The following is a 14,979-nucleotide window of genomic DNA, read 5'->3' as shown; positions in this document are numbered from 1 at the left end:
GATGCAGGTATCAGACTTAATCGTGAAACTACAGGCGGCGCTGATGGACAGCGCCGAACACGTTTCAGGCCACGAACAGCAGCTGGTTGAAATGGCCCTGGCAGATTTCAGCCGTTATCGGCCGCATCAACGGCTGGGTACAATCGAGCTGCAGCATAATCAGGCTTGTTATCCGGCCCCGGCGGATCTGATTTCAGTGCGTACCTGCTTTTACGGTCAGTCGGCCCGCAAGCAATATCAGCCCTGGGAACGAGGCTATCCCCGCGATTTACCGAATCTGAGCCGCATCGACGATGAACAGGGCAAGCCGATGCTGAGGCTGTCTTTTCTTCCCGGCTATCATCTACTCAATCAGGTTGGATGGACCTACAGTTTCAGCTATTACGCCGCCCGAACGATTCAGAACGACGTCATCACGATAGACAGTCAGGATGAGCCTTTGTTGCTGCTGCGTGCCATTGTCGAAGCGGTGAAATACATTGCCGTGAATCACCTCAGCAAAACTGTTTCCGTGCGGAACAGTATTGGTGGTGAAGCGAAAAACGGCACGCCAGCCGCGATTCATCAGCAGCTGATGGAACAATTCGAACGGCAGGTGCGCCATGCGTGAGCTATCGGTTCGTGTCGAAAGCTCAGCCCTGGATGAAGCGCTCCGGGAAACCCCCGGAACGCTGATCAAGTATCTGAAAGAAGGCGTATCCCGGGCGGGTATGGAAGTGTCCCGTACTACCCGGGAAGAAGCGCCTAAAGCTGAAACCACACTCACGCATTCCATTCGCAGCAATGTGGTGGGTGAACTGCAACGGATGATTACCAGCAATCAGAACTACAACCAGCACGTCGTCGCTGGGACGGGGCGGCAGGGCATGCCGCCGATGCAGTCGATTCTGGACTGGGTGAAAGTGAAGCGTCTGCAGCCGAAGAACGCAAAGCAGGATCAGAATGACCTGGCGTTTATGATTGCCCGATCTATCGCTCGTAACGGCACAGCACCGAATGACTTTTACGACCGAGCCGCAGATAAAACCGCAGACCGGGTGGCAGATATTCTCAATGCTTCGGTTGCCGCAGGCCTGCGCGCAGCCGGGTTAAGGAGCCTGTAATGCCGGATGCTTCCCGCAACGTCGATACCATTCTGACAGCCATCACAGAGGGCTTTGCTCAGCGTTATCCGCATCGGAAAACGACCCGGAACTGGCAAGACCGAAGCGCGTACAACAACCGGGATTTAGAGCCCGGTTTGCTGACGGTGATTTATACCGGGGAGATCCCGAACGATGTGTATGACACCTATATCAAAATACTGGTGATTGGCCGTGTCTACTGCGGTGCGAAAGCGACGGCGCTCGAGACGGAACAGGCCGAGCTGGCGTTTCTGCAAGAGTGGCGGGAGTTCTGTACCAGCAGCGCATTCGGGAACATTTCGATTCTGTCGGTGAATTCCTCACAGCAACAGGAAAAACCGGATGGCTGGTTTCTGGCGGAATGCCGGAGCGGGCCGTATGACCTGGCGGCAGAAATCGACTGGTTACCCGTTGGACCGGCTGAGTTGCCGGAAGGGATAAAAGCCTCGCAGTCGCCGGATATCGGGGCGTCCAATGAATCCAGATATTTTGATGTTGATGAGAATTTCTGATGGGAATGACAGAAAGCCAGTTCGTGCGCCTGCTCAGCGAGATGATTCAGTTCGGGACCATCATCGCCATTCAGGCAAAGCCGCTTCGCTATAAGGTCCGGTTCGATGCCAACCGAACCAGCGGCTGGCTGCGTTCAAATGTTGGCCATGCGGCCGAAGTGAAAGACTGGCATCCCATGCAGCAAGGCGAGCAGGTGATTGTTCTCAAGCCCTTCGGCGCGCAGGGGGGCGTGATTATTGGCAGCCTGAATCAGGCTCAGTTTGACCAGCCGAAAGATAACCTCAAGCTGTTCTATCGTGAATTCCCGGATGGCACCTGGTTGCAGTACGACATGGAAAACCACGTTCTATCAGGCGAAGTCAGCGGCAGCGTTGAATTGAAGGCTGAGCAAGCGTTCAAGGTGGAATCGCCCAAGATTGTGCTGGTCGGGGATATTGAGCACCAAGGCATGCAAACGACGACGGGCAATATCTCATCAGGGGCGAGTATTTCCGCGGCAACGAACATTTCCGACAGCGTTCGCTCCATGGCGGATGACCGCAAGATCTTCAACCAGCATGAACATCCGCATGGTGTACCGAATACGCAGAAACCGATTCAACAGCAGTGAGGATACATGGCAACGGGAATTGATGAACGCACAGGCCTGCTCATTGATGGCGTTGCTGAACTGAAGCAGCGCCTTCAGCGTTGTATGCGTACCCGAAAAAGCACGCTGCCTCTGAGCCGGGGGTATGGTTCGAACCTGCCACATCGCATTGATCGCAAAATTAACCCTGAGCTCGAAATGGACGTGTTCGCAGACGTGGCCGACATGATTGCCGACCCTCTGAACGGGTTTACCGATGAGATAAAACTCAACCGTGTGTGGCTGGAACGGGGAGAAAATCGCGTGTTTGTGGGTGTGGAAGTGACTTTGCGGTTCGATGGCAGCGTCGAGAAAATTTCAGGCCTGAGCGTATGAGTCAGATTGACCTGTCGAAGCTGCCGCCACCGGAGATTGTCCATCAGCTGGATGCCACGGCTATCCGAAGCCGGATGTTGCAGCGCTATGCTCAGCTGCAGAACGTTGATGCCCCGAAAGTGGGTGATCCGCTTTACAACGCGATGTCAGCCATGGCCGAAGAAGTCACCCGGGCCCGTCAGGAATTTCAGGACATCAGCCTGAATAATATGGTGGCGTTTTCTCATGGCGCCAGCCTGCAGCAGCTGGCAGCACTTCGTCCGGTCGAGAAGTTTGAAAAAGAAACCGATGATCAGTTTCGTCGTCGTGTGCAGATGGCACCTGATGGTTTCAGTACTGCCGGGCCAGATGGCGCTTATATTTTCCATGCCCTGAATGCGCATGAAGATGTGCTGGATGCTGAAGTTCTGAGCCCGTCACCCGTCAAAGTTGATCTCTATGTCCTCAGCAGGCAGGGAGATGGCACCGCTTCAGCTGAGTTGTGTCAGCAGGTGTTTGAATACATCGACGGGCAGACGAAGCGGCCACTGAACGATCATTTCAATGTGTATCCCGCAACCATCCAGCCTTACCGTATTGTCGTCGAGCTGGATATTCCTTATGGCCCCGGTGAAGGACAGACACTGGATATTGCCCGTCAGCGTCTGCAGTCGTTAGCCACTGAATCCCATGTTTTAGCGGGCTGTGTCGCTTTGTCTGCCATTGATGCCGCCGCACATGTGAAGAATGGGGAAGCAGACGGTAGTTATCAGCCGGTGACTGAAGTTTTCATCCTCGAACCCGCCCAGACCATCAAGTGCACCAAAGCCCAGGCGCCGTATTGCACCGAGATTATTGTCCGGTTGAAAGGGGCGTGAGATGGTTTTCATCAGCACTTTGCCGCCTTCAGCATCGGCCATGGAACGCGCACTGGAACAGGTGTTCTGGGAAGAAATTCAGCTGATTGAGCGGGATATTCAGAACTTTCTGGATCCCTGGACATGCCGGTTAGATTTACTGCCTTATCTGGCCTGGGAACTGAGTGTTGATGACTGGAACGAGACCTGGGACGAACAGACAAAGCGCAAAGTCGTCAGTAGCTCGCTGGAGATTCACACCTACAAAGGCACCCGGTACGCCATTGATAAAAGTATTGAAGCCATTCGGGCTGATTCGCTGAACGTCATCGAGTGGTTTGACGATCCGGCAACGCTTGCGCCGGCAGAATTCCGGGTTGAGCTGGTTTCGAAGCAATCACCGGTTGATGCGGCAACCATTCCCCAGATTTCCAGCGCAATTCGGAACGCAAAGAATACACGCTCACATCTGACCAAAATCCGGATCACCAGTCATATCAATACACCCGAAAAGCTTGCAACGGTGAGTCGGCAGGGGATTCGGGTTGGCTCTGGTCCATGGGCAATCCGGTCTGTGGCCAGCGTAGTGAATCGGTCCACTTGTTGTTTTTCCCGCCTTGGAGTCGTCGTGCGCTCCGGGCCTTTACCTCGATAAGGAATATTGTCTATGGCTGATATCCCAGAATCTCAGCAGCAATATGGCTCCATTCTGACCATTGCCGGCGAGAACGCCGAGCAGAACGGCAAGCTGCTGAAAAAGCCCATTGAGTTCACACACATTGCCATTGGTGATGCGAACGACACCTATGTACAGCCAGACCGCACGCAGAGCGCCCTGGTGCATGAAATTGCCCGCTTGCCCGTAAATGTTGTGGATGTCGTTGAAGGCACGCAGAACACAGTCCCCACTTTAGTGGTTGAAGCTTTGTTGCCTGACACTCTGGTGAATGTGGTGATCCGTGAATTCGCTGTAGTGGCCAAGTTCAATGGCAATACTTATCTGCATGCCGTCGGTAACTGCGCCAGGGTATATGTACCGGCGCCACAAAACAACGGCGGCGAAACCAACGAAGTCGCTGTGCAGATGACGTTCACCGTCACCTCTGTTGACCCGATTGTGATGATCAACCCGAATGTCGTCACCGCCAGCCGGGAGTACGTGAACAAACAGATGGCGGCGCATCTGGCGGCTGTGGATCCGCATCCGCAGTATGGTAAAAAAGAGAAATTTCATTTCTCTAATCATTTTCAACGTATCGCTATTTTACTTGTTCCCTATGCCGAGGCTTCCACCCGTTTTGAAGAGTCATTTGTAATTGGCCGATTAATAATGGCTAGAGGATCATCGCAGTTTTCAGAGCGTTTGGGAGATTTTGAAATATCAGTCAAAAGTTCCTATAACGAAACATCATTCACTATGATGGTCTATCGGCGGGGGTGGCGATTAGAGTTTTGTTCGCTTGAATATGAGGGGCAGAAATGGCTGGCGTTGTACGATACCAATGCAGAATGGTTTAATTCGCAAGACGCGCATGTAACATTTTTGGGCGAGCGTGGGATGAAAGAGCCGTCTTACGATAAGGATAATCAGTTCAAAATCATATCGTTTGCATCCTCAAGCCCCTCAACTCCAGCATCTAACCCTGAGGTCTTTGAAACAATTGTTCCTCTGGAAACTCACAATCCTCAGGATGCTCGCGGGTATCAGTTCTACTCTCAGAGTTATCCGCCTGTCGTGGGTAATGTTCAAGGATTACCGGAAGCCTTGGGAACGAAATTACCTGTCAACTCATTGGTTGGAAGTATTGTTGAATTCTCAACAGATCAGCCTCGGACTGGTTATGTCAAAGCGCAGCGTGTGGAACTATCCCGAATCGCATACCCAAAGCTTTGGAGTGTTGTACAAGGTGCGCAAAACTTGACGGACCAAAGCTTAATTGATGCAGATCCGCAAACTTATGCAGGACATTACGGTACCGGGGATGGGGTATCTACCTTCACAACGCCAGATTATCACTTGGGTCATTATCGTCGCGGTGCTGAGGCTAATGACGTATTTGCCTCAACACTGGATTCTGCCGTCGAGTTTCATAACCACGGTTTACCGACTTCTGCCGCCTCAACGCCAAACCCAGTTACTTATGGTATGCCTGACTCAGCATGGGTTGCGGTTGACCACTTTAATTATGTTCTTCCTGGAGGCGGAATTGTCGTGACGGCTGATGTCGGTCAAGAGGCAGCTGGTCAGAGAAAAGGCAATTTTGATGAAGTGACCAGGCCAAAAACGCTAATTAACTATGTTTACATTTTTCATGGGGAATCAGCATGAAAGTACACAGTTATTCTTTCCGTGATGGTCGGTATGTTCAGTCTGTTACGGCACAACCCGACCAGATGAATCAGGGCACTTATCTCATCCCCGGTTACCATTCCCCCAAGTCATTGCCTGATTCAGGTTGGCTGCTTGAAGGGGAGTATTTTGCTTATCACGACGAGAACGGAAAAACACCACGCCGCTGGCAGGATGGTGACTGGACGATTCTGAAAGAGAAAATCCCGACAACAGGGTGGTTAAAGTCAGACTGTACTCAGTCCAGACAGTTTGATGATGCAGGTGAACTGACAGAAGATTATACCTCTGAAAAACCAGTCACCCGCTGGGACATCTGGACCGACTACGGCTGGCAAACCGACGAACAAGCGAAGTTCGAATCTGAAGTGCGGACTATCAATGACCTTCGCCGCCAGCAGTATGCTCAAATCGTTGATCCATTGATGAATGAAGCCCGGATGCAGCGCATGCTGGGTGATGATATCGGAGCTGAACAGAACGAACTTCAGGCGCAGCAATGGTATGAGCGAATCCGGGAAGAGCATCCATGGCCACAGGCGCCGGAAGGTGTACTCCCTCCAACCACCGCATAACCTGACTACCCTAAACACAAAGCCGCTGAAGGTGTGTTTTCTTTGATCAAAGAGGAACTCACCCATGGCGTTCAAACATGGCATTTTCGGAAGCACGGATGAGGGTGGTGTAAGGCCCATGCTCATGGCCGACACCTCCTTTGCGGTGGTGTTGGGAACGGCGCCGGATGCTGACCCTTCTGTTTTCCCAGTTAATCAACCGGTTTTAATTCCGGGCGATGTCCATAAACTTGCCAAACTCGACATGGCTGGCAACAAAGCCGGTACGTTACCAACAGCGATGGAAGCTGTTTTTGACCAGAAGCGCTGCGCGATCTGTGTGATTCGTGTTGAAGCTGGTGCAACCGAAGCAGAAACCATCACCAAAGTGATTGGCGGTGTGGACCCGGCCACCGGTGCCAAATCTGGCATTGAAGCCATTCTGGATGTTCAGGCCATGACCGGGCGGCGTCCGCGGCTGCTGGCAATCCCGGGCTTTACACACAGCCAGTCGGTTCTGACCAAGTTGTTACCTGTTGCGACCCGGCTGCGCTGTAAAGTCTTTGCGGACTGTCCCGGCAGCACCTATGAATCTGCCGTGGCATATCGTCAGCTGTGGGGCGATCGTCGCCTTGAGCTGTTCTGGCCACGGGTTCGCAACGCACTGGATAAATTGGTTCCCATGTCGGCTTATGCACTGGGGATTGAGATTCAGAAAGACCAAGATCCGAACCACGGCTACAGCGCATCGATTTCAAATCGTCGAATCAATGGCGCGCTCGGGACCGAATTCCCGATTGATTATGTCGATGGCGACACCAATTGCATGGCGCACCTGCTCAATGAAAACCAGATCACCACAGTGATCATGGATGAAGGCCTGCGCACCTGGGGTAACCTCAGTTGTAGTGACGACCCGAAATGGCAGTTCAATTCGCATGTGCGAGTGAATGACATGGTGCTCGATGCCATCACCCTTGGCCTGAAGTGGGCCCGGGACCGCAAGATTCTGGCGACCTTCGTCGAAGATGTGACGGAGTCGGTTCAGAACTTCCTTGATGGCGAAACCCGGGCAGGGCACATGTATGGCGCCACTGCTTGGGCAGACCCTGACCTCAACCCGCCAGACTCCATTATTGCGGGGAATTTCTATCTCGATTACGACTTCACACCGCCTGGCATTGCGCAGGCGATTCACGTAACGAGCCATTTCACCAATGACTACGCAGACGTCATTTTCAAGTAAGGAACGGCCATGGAACGCAGAGCACCGAAAATGCTGGTCGATTATGCCTGGTACCAGGATGGTATCGGGCTGATTGGGTTGGTCTCTAAAGTGAAGCTGCCACCGCTGAATCGGGTGGTTGAAGAATACATTGCCGGGGGCATGGTCGGCGCCATCAAAATTGATATGGGCGCAATTGAAACCGATGACCTTGAAGTCACGCTGGCAGAACCGAACCCAAGCACGATCAAGATGTTTGGCCTGACCAACGGCGATGAAAAGCCATTTACTTTCCGCGCTGCTTATAAGGGCGCAGGTTCTCAGGTCGATAAGTTCAAAGTGCAGGTGTATGGCCGGGTGATTGGTCTGGAACTGGGCGATCTGGAGCGTAAAAAGCTCACAGAAGTGCCCTGCAAGATCACCTGGACGCAGTTCAAGATGGAATACAACGGTGAAGTGCTGATTGATATCGACCTGATTTCAGGAAAAGAAGTGATCGGCGGTGTCGACCGTCGTGCCGGCATTAATGCAGCACTGGGCTTGTAAGGAAAGTTATGACCAATCAATACCAACCCATCCGGGTAACGCTTCAGGAAGCGAAGCCTTTTGATGACAAACCCCAGACCGAACTCATCATGCGGCCGCCGACTACCAACGATGTGATTCACTCACAGCAGCTTGGATCACGCATTCTGGCGGATGGCAGCAAGCATGTGGATGAAGCCGAGGCGGAAGCACATCTGTTTGCGAACCTGACCGGCACAACCCGGGAGTACATTGGTTCACTGGCTTTCTATGACTACAGCCAGTTAGGGAGAGCCTACGACTGTTTTTTGTTGCCAGTGCCACAGTATGCCGCCAAATGTGCCTTGCTGTTTCCCGGTTCAGTGGCGCCTCACTCTCAGAGCTCAGAAGCCTCAGTATTGCAGAACTCCACGACTGGCTGAATGACTGTAGCGAGCTGACGAAGCAGGCAGATGATGATTAAAAGGGGATGCAATGGCAGATAACACACAATCTGTCGGCATTGGTGTAGAAGCCCGGGTAGATGGCAGCGTCTCCCGGGCTTTTAGCCAGGTTGAGCAGCAAAACCGACGTCTTGGCCGCGGTGCGCGGGAACTCAGCCAATATACGCGACGTGTTGGCCGGGAAAGCAATCAGACCGGTTCTCAGGTTGGCCGTATGGGGCGTATGTTTGGCCGTGCCGGCGCAGGTGTCCGGAGATATACCCGGGACATTGGCAGTGCAATCCGGAATAACCAGCTGCTCAGGGCCAGTCTGGATAAGGCTGGCGAAAAGCTGGACGGGCTAGGCAACCAATGGACGGGGATTGCAACAGGTGTGGCGGGTGCCGGTTCAGCCATGGCTGTGATGGGCCTTGAAGAACGTTATGAGCGGCTGGGCATTCAGGCGGGTAAATCCCGCGATGAAATGACCAAACTGCGGCAGGAGATGTTTGCCACTGCTCAGCAAAGCGATATTCGGGTTGATCAGGGTGAGATGCTGGCCGCAGTCGAAAAGATTGTGGAGAAAACCGGTGATCTCGAGTTTGCCCGTGAAAACATGGCCAACATCGGTCGGGTGATGCAGGCAACGGGTGCAGCAGGCCTGGATGTCGGTGAGATGTTTGCTGACATGTCAACGAAGTTTGGCCTCAAGAACAGCGACGATGTTTTGAAAGCCATCGACACGCTGGTCGTTCAGGGTAAAGCCGGTGCATTCACCTTGCAGAACCTGGCAGCAGAAGGTGCGGCTGTGTCGGCAGCATATGCTGCGATGGGACGTTCTGGCCCCAAGGCTGTGCAGGAAATGGGGGCGCTGCTGCAGATCTCCCGGATGGGTTCCGGCTCAGCGGCAGAAGCTGCCAGCTCAATGGAATCTGTTCTGGCTGATATCCGCTCAAATTACGAGGACATCGAAGCGCTTGGCATTCAGGTCTTTGATGAAGATGCACTCGCTCGGGGAGAAAAGAAGTTTCGTGATATCCCGACGTTACTGAAGGAAATCATGGATACCACCAGTGGGGATATCACTCAATATGGTGAGCTGTTTGGTGATGAAGCCATGCGACTGATGCAGGCGCTTGCTGGCAGTGATGGTCGGGCTAAGTTTGATGATTTCCTTGCCATCTATGGCGATGGTTCCGCAGTGCTTCAGGATTCAGCCAGAGCCGCGAAAACCGCCAATGCTGCCATGGTGAGTCTGAAAACTGCCTGGATGAGTTTTGCCGATCAAAACCTTGCTGGGCCGATTGCTGGCCTTGCTGATGCCATCAACAGCCTTGACCCGGAAACGCTGGAAACCACTTTGAAAGTTGCCACAGGTGTGGGCAGTGCATTGGCTGCAGCCTATGCAGGCCGTAAAGTCTGGCAAATGGGAAAGAGTGTTGCCGGGTTGTTCAGGCGTGGTGGTGATGGTGGCGGCGGAAACAGCCCGGATTTACCCGGTGATGATGTCTCTAAGGTTTATGTGACTAATATGCCGGATTCAGGCATGGGTGGAACTTCAGAGGGAAACCGCAGGCGAAGACGAGGACGACGCCGGGGAACAAGGCCCATGGGGGGCACAGGCCGTTCGGCGGGCATGTCATTCCTGAAAGGGACGGCTCGCAAGCTGCCGTACCTTGGTGCCTTGCTGGGTGTCGCCGACATCGGCAGTACCATGATGGACAGCTCTTTAACCGGCGCTCAGAAAACAGAAACCGTTGGCGGCACGCTTGGCAATATGGGCGGTATGGCTGCAGGGGCCATGACAGGGGCTGCGATTGGTTCAATTATTCCGGGTATTGGTACGGCCGTTGGCGGCATTGTCGGTTCTGTGATTGGTGGCTTTGGTGGCGGTGCATTAGGTCGTATGGTTGGTAGCTGGATGGGCGGTGATAACGCCAAGCCTGGTGAAGCTGTCGTAAAAGCCCAGCAGACACCTGCTCCCACAGGCGTTCAAACTGCGTCGAGTGTTCAATCAAATCAGTCTGTGACTTTAGCGCCGGTGTTCAACATTCAGGGCGAAGTCAGTGACGAGCAGATCACCAAACTGGAAAAAATGGTCATGGACCTCAGCAAGAAAATCAACCAGCCCGGCCGTGTCTCTGGCCCGTCGTTCTCAGATTAGGAGGTGACATGGCAGATGTCATGATGGCTCTGGGTGAATACCGTTTCTCAATCAACAGCGCGGCTTTGCAAAGCATCAGTGAAACCCACAGCTGGCGCTGGGCTGATCACAATGTCGCTGGCAGCAAGCCGCGTTCTCAGTATGTGGGGGCGGATCTGTCTTCCATTCGTTTGCAGGGCACGATTTATCCGTATTTTCGGGGCGGACTGGAACAGACCGACAAGATGAAAGCCGAAGGCGATCAGGGCAAGCCCCTGCGCATGATAGACGGGCAGGGCAAAGACTGGGGGCTCTGGACGGTGCGCCAGCTGCAGGTTGATAAATCAAACCTCTGGATGAAAGGCGTGGCCCGTAAAGTGGAATTCACGCTTGAAATCAAAGAATATCCGCAGGAGCAGGCATGACAACCTACATCACCAAAGACGGCGATCAGATTGATGACATCGCCTATCGCTACTACAACGGTTTGCCTGGTGCTTATGAAGCGGTGCTGGCAGCAAACCGTGGTTTATCTTCCTTGCCCCATCCGTTGCAGGCAGGCGTCGAGATTCATTTGCCCAAACTTGAGGAACCTACAGCCGAGGAGGAGATCAGCCTGTGGGATTAGCCAATTACAAGATTGTCGCCAACGGCAAGGATATCACCGACATTATTCGGCCCCTGTTCGTCAGTTTAACCATCACCGATGAAGCAGGCCGGAACAGCGACAGCTTCAGCCTGACGCTGGTCGATGATGGCAAAATTGCATTCCCCAAAACAGAAGCCCAGCTGCAGATCGCAACCGGAAAACAGGAAGGCCGGCTCTACGACCGTGGGACGTACACGGTGAATTCGGTAAAGCTGGTCAGCCCTGAAAACCTGATTATTCTGTCTGGTGATGCGGCCAACCTCTCGGGGGAGTTCAAGAATCAGCGTGATTTTACCTGGGAGAATGTTTCCCTCAGGTTGCTGGTTGAGACGGTCGCGTCCCGCTGTGGTTATCAGCCTGCTGTCTCTGAGGCTTACAGCGACATTCACATTGAGCACCGTTTACAAACCGGGCAGAGCGATGCGGATTTGTTGACCGAACTTGCCAAGGAACACAACGGCACCATGAAAGTGGCTAAGGGCAAGCTGATTTTCTTTCCCCGCGGCGATAATCAAACCGTCAGCGGTAAAACCCTGCCTGCAGTGCCGTTGCACCTGACCGATGAAGTGAAAGCCGAAATTACCCTCAGCGGCGCCGGGAAATATCAGGCAGTGATCGCCAAGTGGCACGATGGGGATGCAGCGGAGACAAAAACGGTGCGGGTAGGCCACAGCAAGGGGAAAGCCAAACAGCTCAATACACCCTATCCGGACGAGGCCAGTGCCAAAGCGGCAGCAGAATCTGCCCTGTATGAATCTCAGCGTGCGGAATACAAACTCGAAATCAGCGACAGCCCCTTTATCCCCGGCCTTCAGGCTGAGCGGAACATCTTACTCAGCGGCCACTTGCGCCCACAATTCAACGGCGCATGGATGTGCGAAAGTGTTACCGAAACACTGGATCAGGACGGCCATGTGCAGAGTGCAAGCTTTGTGGTGCCTAAGGGGATGTCAAAGATACCAAGATTAAATGCCACAGGTTGACTATTCAGCTTGCTTTGATGCTTAATAGCATTGGGACAAAAAAATGAATAAGAGGCCAAAGTGAGCAAGAATACTTTTAAAACAATTACAGATGGTTACTTCTCTGATTTTGCGAGGAAATTTAGTAGTAAAAGAAGAAAAACTGTTCCTGGCCTGGAAGGCTTTATAAACGAATCTGAGCACTTTTTTGAGCATGACACACAAGATGTTTTAAAATCGTCATTAGATATTATTGCTCCTCCAGAATATACATATCAATCACTACTACGCCCACTTTTTGGTAAGTCAGGGATAAATTCAAGCAAAGTTGGAGCGCATCCAGACTTCGAAAGGCTGAGAGAGTCTGGAGATATTGAACATCATAATATTGTTACAATGTTTGTAGATATAAAACGTAGTTCAAGACTAGCTTTATTAATGACATTAGAAGAAACCTATATGGTAAAAAATAGGATTCTTCAAACCTGCGTAGATGTGGTTCGCTCTTTAGATGGTTATCCTCATAGATTAATGGGTGATGCATTGATGGCTTATTTTGGTGGGAGGGAGTCTTCATCTGAAGATGCGATTGCAAATGCAATCAATGCGGCGTCAACATTAAAGTTTGTACTTTCTGAGTATGTTTTCCCGAGTTTAAATGAAATAACAGGGAATGAAATAAAGTTGGGCGTCAGAATTGGGTTGGATTTTGGTGATGATGATGAAATAATTTGGGCAAACTATGGTTATGGCCAAGCATCAGAAGTTACCGCGTTAGGTATACCTGTAGATTTAGCATCCAAGGCACAGAGTCAAGCAAAAAAAAATACAGCGATGTTGGGACAAGGGATACTGAAACATATTGATTTCCCTGATGCCTATTCTGAAATAAAAATTGTTGAGAAATCTGGTGTTTTGGAAGAGGAAAGGTATATCTTACCAAACATGCAGAAATCCGATGGCACAAAGCTGAATCGGATTTGCCGTTTGCTGCGAATGGATGATTATCAATATCTGCTACCTTTTTCTCAAAGTGAAAAGAAAGGAAGCAGTACGGCATTAGATTTAATTATTAATGATTCTATTAGGTTTTATTGTCAATATAGATTGGATGATAATTCCCCTTGGTCTGATTACCCTTCTGTATCTTTTTTCTTAGAAAAAGGAATGAATCTAAGGTTTGTAGTTGAAGTTTTAGGTAAAGATATTCAAGCGTATGGGGACTTGATAGCAGTATTTACGAAGACAAACCACGGTAAGCAGGCAAGAGATAAAAATGAAGATGGTGCTCATAGCAGTTCGGAAAGGTTGTTGGTTAATCAACCTGATGGTTATAACTTTGTTGTGAGTAAACATGAGGAAATTGAAAAAACTGCTTATAGAGGCTTGCATACTATGGAAGTAAAAGTCTATCCAAAGTCTCATAAAAATCTCATTTTGTTTCAAGATGTGATAGGTGTTTACATTAAGTAAAGTAAGGGGCTTTGGCCCCTTATGTCATTTGCATGATGGCGAGTTCAAAAATAAGGTTAACTTGAGAAATAAAAAGAAGTAAAGAGATGCCTAAAAGCGAAGAAACTAAAGATAACCAGAAGAAAGTAAGGCTTGATTTGAAGCTGTTCATCTTTTGCATGCATATATCAGAACAAATCCAATGATTTTCTAGTAAGTCATTTTCCACACTTTGTGTAAATATATTATCTTGTTCTTTGATTGTTGTATAATGCTGTTTAAATTCTTCTAGTGATTCGTGAGTTTGAATAATTGATGCAAATGAGATTATCGACTTATTTGTGGATGATTTTACATTAGGAGTGAATACTTTCTTTACTTTTATAAACCAAATGACCCATGGGACTAAAACTAAGCCCAGAACTGATAGTAAGTAGGGCGCAGGTATTGATAGTTCATCGCTTGTTGCGATGTTGTAGAAAATACTTGCATAAATCCCCAGAAAAGTAATTCCAGCAGCCAATGTAAAAGAAGCTTTTAGATCAGCAGAGTTAATAAATGTATCTGTACGTTTTAGTGATTCAAACAGAATAGATGTTTTCTCGTTCATGTAATATTCCAGTTCTGACCATAATCACACGTTATCATATGGTCAGAAATTTAGCATTATTTTCTCATCACCCTCAACATCCCCAGCACCGCCTCCTGCTGCTCATCGGTTAGCTCTGAGAACAGAGCTAACAGTTCCTGTTCCCGGGCTTCAGTTTTCACAGGTCGCATCGGGCCTTCGCCCGCCAAATACCACTCAACACGAATATTCAGCAACGAACACAGCCTTTTTACTTCTCGCATGGTTCGCGGTTTGCGCTCGGTCGTTTCCCAGGCTTTCACCGTATAGGGTGATTTGTGCATGGCCTGGGCGACTTTTGCTCTCGAGAACCCCGCTGCCTTCCTGGCCTGTTTCAAACGGTCTTTCATCATTTTGCGGCGCATCATACAGGCTGAGACGGGCTTTGTGCGTTTTGAGCGAAACTGTCTCTGCGCGTAACTCAACCGTCTACAGATTCGGTATATGTGTCGTCTGGCACTTCATCCGCGTGAGCGTAGCGGTAAAATCACGTCGCATCATAGGGATATAGAATAAAAAGAACGGCTTAGGTTATAAATGACACAAAATGATAAGAGAGATAATCAGGTGAGAATGCCAGAGGAGAAGGTCATTGCTCTGGCATTTCAGGTACTGGAAGAGATAGCGAGGGA

19 protein-coding genes are annotated in these 14,979 nt (G+C 50.7%); 17 read left to right on the top strand and 2 right to left on the bottom strand.

Going from position 1 to position 14,979, the window contains the following annotated elements; genetic code table 11:
- The first annotated feature begins 1 nt into the window (after nucleotide 1).
- From D6M16_RS05715 to D6M16_RS05635, 17 genes are all read left to right on the top strand, one after another.
- On the top strand, nucleotides 2-610 hold the full coding sequence (locus D6M16_RS05715) for a hypothetical protein (protein WP_120510961.1): 609 nt from the start codon (nucleotides 2-4) through the stop codon (nucleotides 608-610).
- Nucleotides 603-1,103, top strand: coding sequence for a hypothetical protein (locus tag D6M16_RS05710; protein WP_120510960.1), 501 nt, complete (start codon nucleotides 603-605; stop codon nucleotides 1,101-1,103). The genes D6M16_RS05715 and D6M16_RS05710 overlap by 8 nt, the downstream gene beginning before the upstream one ends.
- On the top strand, nucleotides 1,103-1,636 hold the full coding sequence (locus tag D6M16_RS05705; protein WP_120510959.1) for a hypothetical protein: 534 nt from the start codon (nucleotides 1,103-1,105) through the stop codon (nucleotides 1,634-1,636). The genes D6M16_RS05710 and D6M16_RS05705 overlap by 1 nt, the downstream gene beginning before the upstream one ends.
- Nucleotides 1,636-2,247, top strand: a complete 612-nt coding sequence (locus D6M16_RS05700; RefSeq protein ID WP_120510958.1) for a phage baseplate assembly protein V — start codon at nucleotides 1,636-1,638, stop codon at nucleotides 2,245-2,247. The genes D6M16_RS05705 and D6M16_RS05700 overlap by 1 nt, the downstream gene beginning before the upstream one ends.
- A 6-nt stretch (nucleotides 2,248-2,253) precedes the next feature.
- On the top strand, nucleotides 2,254-2,601 hold the full coding sequence (locus D6M16_RS05695) for a GPW/gp25 family protein (protein WP_120510957.1): 348 nt from the start codon (nucleotides 2,254-2,256) through the stop codon (nucleotides 2,599-2,601).
- Nucleotides 2,598-3,458: a baseplate assembly protein gene (locus D6M16_RS05690; RefSeq protein WP_120510956.1), complete on the top strand. Its 861-nt coding sequence runs from the start codon at nucleotides 2,598-2,600 to the stop codon at nucleotides 3,456-3,458. Before D6M16_RS05695 ends, D6M16_RS05690 begins: the two co-directional genes overlap by 4 nt.
- Nucleotide 3,459: 1 nt before the next feature.
- Nucleotides 3,460-4,092 carry a phage tail protein I gene (locus D6M16_RS05685; RefSeq protein ID WP_120510955.1) on the top strand — a complete coding sequence of 211 codons (633 nt, stop codon included), beginning with the start codon at nucleotides 3,460-3,462 and terminating at the stop codon, nucleotides 4,090-4,092.
- Nucleotides 4,093-4,104: 12 nt separating this feature from the next.
- The gene (locus D6M16_RS05680) at nucleotides 4,105-5,766 is read left to right on the top strand and encodes a phage tail protein (RefSeq protein ID WP_120510954.1); all 1,662 of its coding nucleotides are present in this window, start codon (nucleotides 4,105-4,107) and stop codon (nucleotides 5,764-5,766) included.
- Complete coding sequence (locus D6M16_RS05675) at nucleotides 5,763-6,362, top strand: hypothetical protein (protein ID WP_120510953.1); 600 nt, start codon at nucleotides 5,763-5,765, stop codon at nucleotides 6,360-6,362. Before D6M16_RS05680 ends, D6M16_RS05675 begins: the two co-directional genes overlap by 4 nt.
- Before the next feature lie 64 nt (nucleotides 6,363-6,426).
- Entirely contained in the window at nucleotides 6,427-7,587 is a 1,161-nt protein-coding gene (locus tag D6M16_RS05670) for a phage tail sheath C-terminal domain-containing protein (protein WP_120510952.1), read from the top strand.
- A 9-nt stretch (nucleotides 7,588-7,596) separates the two neighbouring features.
- On the top strand, nucleotides 7,597-8,112 hold the full coding sequence (locus D6M16_RS05665; protein WP_120510951.1) for a phage major tail tube protein: 516 nt from the start codon (nucleotides 7,597-7,599) through the stop codon (nucleotides 8,110-8,112).
- An 8-nt stretch (nucleotides 8,113-8,120) separates the two neighbouring features.
- Entirely contained in the window at nucleotides 8,121-8,513 is a 393-nt protein-coding gene (locus D6M16_RS05660; protein WP_120510950.1) for a phage tail assembly protein, read from the top strand.
- A gap of 52 nt (nucleotides 8,514-8,565) precedes the next feature.
- Nucleotides 8,566-10,677: a phage tail tape measure protein gene (locus tag D6M16_RS05655; RefSeq protein WP_120510949.1), complete on the top strand. Its 2,112-nt coding sequence runs from the start codon at nucleotides 8,566-8,568 to the stop codon at nucleotides 10,675-10,677.
- A gap of 8 nt (nucleotides 10,678-10,685) precedes the next feature.
- Nucleotides 10,686-11,081: a phage tail protein gene (locus tag D6M16_RS05650; RefSeq protein WP_120510948.1), complete on the top strand. Its 396-nt coding sequence runs from the start codon at nucleotides 10,686-10,688 to the stop codon at nucleotides 11,079-11,081.
- On the top strand, nucleotides 11,078-11,284 hold the full coding sequence (locus D6M16_RS05645) for a tail protein X (protein WP_120510947.1): 207 nt from the start codon (nucleotides 11,078-11,080) through the stop codon (nucleotides 11,282-11,284). The genes D6M16_RS05650 and D6M16_RS05645 overlap by 4 nt, the downstream gene beginning before the upstream one ends.
- Nucleotides 11,275-12,288: a phage late control D family protein gene (locus D6M16_RS05640; RefSeq protein ID WP_120510946.1), complete on the top strand. Its 1,014-nt coding sequence runs from the start codon at nucleotides 11,275-11,277 to the stop codon at nucleotides 12,286-12,288. Before D6M16_RS05645 ends, D6M16_RS05640 begins: the two co-directional genes overlap by 10 nt.
- Nucleotides 12,289-12,348: 60 nt before the next feature.
- Nucleotides 12,349-13,740 carry a nucleotide-binding domain-containing protein gene (locus D6M16_RS05635; RefSeq protein WP_120510945.1) on the top strand — a complete coding sequence of 464 codons (1,392 nt, stop codon included), beginning with the start codon at nucleotides 12,349-12,351 and terminating at the stop codon, nucleotides 13,738-13,740.
- Nucleotides 13,741-13,759: 19 nt separating this feature from the next.
- On the opposite strand, the gene D6M16_RS05630 is transcribed toward D6M16_RS05635, so the two are convergent.
- Both D6M16_RS05630 and D6M16_RS05625 read right to left on the bottom strand, forming a co-directional pair.
- On the bottom strand, nucleotides 13,760-14,329 hold the full coding sequence (locus D6M16_RS05630) for a Pycsar system effector family protein (RefSeq protein ID WP_120510944.1): 570 nt from the start codon (nucleotides 14,327-14,329) through the stop codon (nucleotides 13,760-13,762).
- Between the two features lie 56 nt (nucleotides 14,330-14,385).
- On the bottom strand, nucleotides 14,386-14,700 hold the full coding sequence (locus D6M16_RS05625; protein WP_162940937.1) for a helix-turn-helix transcriptional regulator: 315 nt from the start codon (nucleotides 14,698-14,700) through the stop codon (nucleotides 14,386-14,388).
- Nucleotides 14,701-14,979 lie beyond the last annotated feature (279 nt).

The organism is Photobacterium salinisoli (assembly GCF_003614885.1).
Taxonomy (GTDB): Bacteria; Pseudomonadota; Gammaproteobacteria; order Enterobacterales; family Vibrionaceae; genus Photobacterium; species Photobacterium salinisoli.
The sequence above is the reverse complement of the archived record's forward strand: the minus strand, read 5'-3'. Positions and strand labels throughout refer to the sequence as shown.